Annotated in this window: 2 protein-coding genes; one reads left to right on the top strand and one right to left on the bottom strand. The window is 71.4% G+C overall.

Going from position 1 to position 1578, the window contains the following annotated elements; translation table 11 throughout:
• Nucleotides 1–44: 44 nt before the first annotated feature.
• Nucleotides 45–1070 (bottom strand): NADP-dependent oxidoreductase, encoded by a 1026-nt coding sequence (locus IE249_RS00790; protein WP_189702799.1) that lies wholly within the window; start codon nt 1068–1070, stop codon nt 45–47.
• A 110-nt stretch (nt 1071–1180) separates the two neighbouring features.
• Between IE249_RS00790 and IE249_RS00785 the strand changes: the two genes are divergently transcribed.
• Nucleotides 1181–1578: MarR family winged helix-turn-helix transcriptional regulator (locus IE249_RS00785; RefSeq protein ID WP_229857149.1), on the top strand; the 398-nt coding region annotated here is incomplete at its 3' end.

Below are 1578 nucleotides of genomic sequence, written 5' to 3'. Positions count from 1 at the left end.
CCCGGCCCCGCGCGTGGGACGCCGGCCGGGTACCGGGGCCGGCGTCAGCCCAGCTTGACGATCATCTTGCCGGTGTTGTCGCCGCGCAGCACTCCGAGGAACGCCTCCAGGGTGTTCTCGACGCCCTCGACGACGGTCTCGCGGTACTTCAGGCGGCCCTCGCGGACCCAGGGGCCGACCTCCTGCACGAACTGGGGCTGGAGGTCGTAGTGGTCGCCGACCAGGAAGCCCTCGATGCGGCCGCGGGTCTGGATCAGCCGGGCGAGGTTGCGCGGGCCGGGGGCGGGCTCGGTGTTGTTGTAGACCGAGATCATGCCGCAGACCGCGATGCGCCCGCCCTGGTTGAGGGAGCCGATGGCGGCCTCGAGGTGGTCGCCGCCGACGTTGTCGAAGTAGACGTCGATGCCGTCGGGGGCGGCGGCGCGCAGCTGCTCGGAGACCGGGCCCTTCTTGTAGTTGAAGGCCGCGTCGAAGCCGTACTCGTCGACGAGCAGCTTGACCTTCTCGTCGGAGCCGGCCGAGCCGATGACGCGTGAGGCGCCCTTGAGCCTGGCGATCTGGCCGACCTGACTGCCGACCGCGCCGGCGGCGCCGGAGACGAAGACGGCGTCGCCCTCCTTGAAGGAGGCGGTGCGCAGCAGTCCGGCGTAGGCGGTGAGGCCGGTCATGCCGAGGACGCCGAGGTACGCCGACAGGGGGGCGGCCTCGGGGTCGACCTTGACGGCCTGGGCGGCGTCGACGACGGCGTACTCGCGCCAGCCGCCGAAGTGCAGCACGTGGTCCCCGGGCGCGATGCCCTCGGCGTCGGAGACGACGACGCGGCCGACGGCGCCGCCCGGCATGGGCTGGTTCAGCTCGTAGGGCGCCGCGTAGGACTTGGCCGCGCTCATCCTTCCGCGCATGTAGGGGTCGACGGAGAGGTACTCATTGCGTACGAGGACCTGGCCCTCGGCCGGCTGCGGGAGCGCGGCCTCGACCAGGGCGAAGTCCTCCGGCTTCGGCCAGCCCACCGGGCGGCTGAGCAGGTGCCATTCGCGGCTGGTGGCAGGGAGGGTGGGGGTGTCGGACATGGTGGCGCCTCTCCTTCGGGTGGACGGCCGCAGGGGGAAATACTTCAGTACCTGAAACAACCATGCGCCTGAATATTTCAGGATGTCAAGTAAAGGGGTACCCTGGAGCCATGGCCACCGCACCCAACATCCGCCGTCCGGACGCACTGACCCTCGAGGTCGTCGAGCTGATCGGGGACGTCGTGGCCCGGTTCTACGAGGACTACGAGGACGCCGCGGGGGAGCACGCGCTGACCGGGGCACAGGCGCGGCTGCTGAGCATGCTGGCGCTGGAGCCGCTGCCGATGCGGAAGCTGGCGCAGAAGCTGAAGTGCGAGCCGTCGAACGTGACCGGGATCGTGGACCGGCTGGAGGCCCGCGGGCTGGTCGAGCGGCGGCCCGATCCGGCCGACCGGCGCGTGAAGCTGGCCGCCGCCACTCAGGAGGGCCGCCGCGTGGCCCAGGAGCTCAGGGACGGCCTGCGCTTCGCCCACGAGCCCCTGGCCGGTCTGAGCGACGAGGAACGGCT

Origin of the sequence: Streptomyces anandii JCM 4720 (genome assembly GCF_014650655.1) — a bacterium.
Taxonomy (GTDB): domain Bacteria; phylum Actinomycetota; class Actinomycetes; order Streptomycetales; family Streptomycetaceae; genus Streptomyces; species Streptomyces anandii.
The sequence above is the reverse complement of the archived record's forward strand: the minus strand, read 5'-3'. Positions and strand labels throughout refer to the sequence as shown.

What these genes read in the sequence shown, in the direction of transcription:
- IE249_RS00790 (WP_189702799.1), bottom strand. Translation starts at nt 1,070, where the DNA reads ATGTCCGACACCCCCACCCTCCCTGCCACCAGCCGCGAATGGCACCTG.